Below are 1,407 nucleotides of genomic sequence, written 5' to 3'. Positions count from 1 at the left end.
AGAAGGGCCGGGGGCTCGGAGGAACCGACGGCCCGGAAGAACCGGAGTCCCGGAAGGGCCGGTGGCGCGGGACCGGCCGCGCCCAGGGTGAGCGGCCGGATGACCGGCGGGGTACGCGGTGCCGCGGCGGCCGGGGCGACCGCCGCGGCCGGCCCGCCCCGGGGTCACTCCCCCGGCCAGTCCGGGGTGCGCTTCTCGTTGAAGGCGGCGACGCCCTCCGCCCGGTCCCCGGAGAAGGCGACCGTCCGCCAGGCCGCGTCCTCCACCTCCAGACCGGTCCGCAGGTCCAGGCCGTGGCCCAGGCGCAGCGCCCGCTTGGCGGCGCGCAGGCCCACCGGCGAGTTCGCCGCGATCCGGCCGGCCAGCTCCAGCGCCTCGGCCCGGTCCGCGCCCTCGGGCGCCAGCTGGTCCACCAGGCCCAGGGCGAGGGCCTCGTCGGCGCCCACCCGGCGGGCGGTGAAGATCAGCTCGGCGGCGCGGGCCGCGCCCACCCGGCGGGGCAGCAGCTGGGTCCCGCCGCCCCCGGGCAGCACGCCCACCGAGACCTCCGGCAGCCCCACCACGGCGGTCGGGTCCGCGACGATGATGTCGCAGGAGAGGGCCAGCTCGAAGCCGCCGCCGAGCGCGTAACCGTGCACCGCCGCGATGGTCGGCATCGGCAGTTCCAGGACCCCGGTGTACGCGGAGCGGGCCAGCGGGCGCTGCCGCAGCAGCTCGGCGTCGCTGAACGAGTTGCGCTCCTTCAGATCCGCGCCGACGCAGAAGGCCCGCTCGTGGGTGGAGGTGAGGACCACCGCGCGCGCCGAGGTGTCCCCGGCCAGCTCCGCACAGGCCGCGGCGATCGACCGGGCCATCTCGGAGGAGACCGCGTTCATCGCCTTGGGCCGGTCGAGTACCAGCTCGGCGACGTGCCCGTGCCGCCGTACGCCGACCCATTCGCCGAACCGCTGTTCCGTCATGCGCCCTCCCGGAGCCGGTGTTAACGATCGTTGACCGGATCATCGCAGGCGGGCCGGTACACCCGCCAGGGGTGCCGGTCACGACGGTGTACGGTCCCGCCCGCCGCGGGGCCAGACACCCCGCGCCGTCCGGCCCGCCCGCGTCGTACGTCGAAGGCGGCGGGGGGCAGCACGCCCGTGCGGACGGGCACACGACCGCGCGTCGTCGGCGGACGAGGACACCCGGCCCGGCCCACACCCGGGCCGCGCGGGCGTACGCGCCGCACGCACAGGCCGCGGCATCCCCCGCGGTCCCCTCGCACGCGTGCCCGGCGGCGTCCGCCGTACACCCGCATCCGGCCGGGGATCCGGCACCGGCCACCGGACGGACGCCGCCGCGCCCCGACGGTCCGGCGACCCGCTGGCACAAAAGGACGGGCGGACGGACGGTCGGGCCGACGGTGGACGA

General features: G+C 77.8%; 1 protein-coding gene. It reads right to left on the bottom strand.

Annotated elements, in window-relative coordinates; translation table 11 throughout:
• Positions 1 to 164 precede the first annotated feature (164 nt).
• Positions 165 to 959: an enoyl-CoA hydratase/isomerase family protein gene (locus tag IHE55_RS30440; protein ID WP_197989979.1), complete on the bottom strand. Its 795-nt coding sequence runs from the start codon at positions 957 to 959 to the stop codon at positions 165 to 167.
• Positions 960 to 1,407 lie beyond the last annotated feature (448 nt).

Origin of the sequence: Streptomyces pactum (assembly GCF_016031615.1) — a bacterium.
Classification (GTDB): Bacteria; Actinomycetota; Actinomycetes; order Streptomycetales; family Streptomycetaceae; genus Streptomyces; species Streptomyces pactus.
The sequence above is the reverse complement of the archived record's forward strand: the minus strand, read 5'-3'. Positions and strand labels throughout refer to the sequence as shown.

Coding starts and splice junctions, on each gene's coding strand:
- IHE55_RS30440 (WP_197989979.1), bottom strand. CDS start 959: ATGACGGAACAGCGGTTCGGCGAATGGGTCGGCGTACGGCGGCACGGG.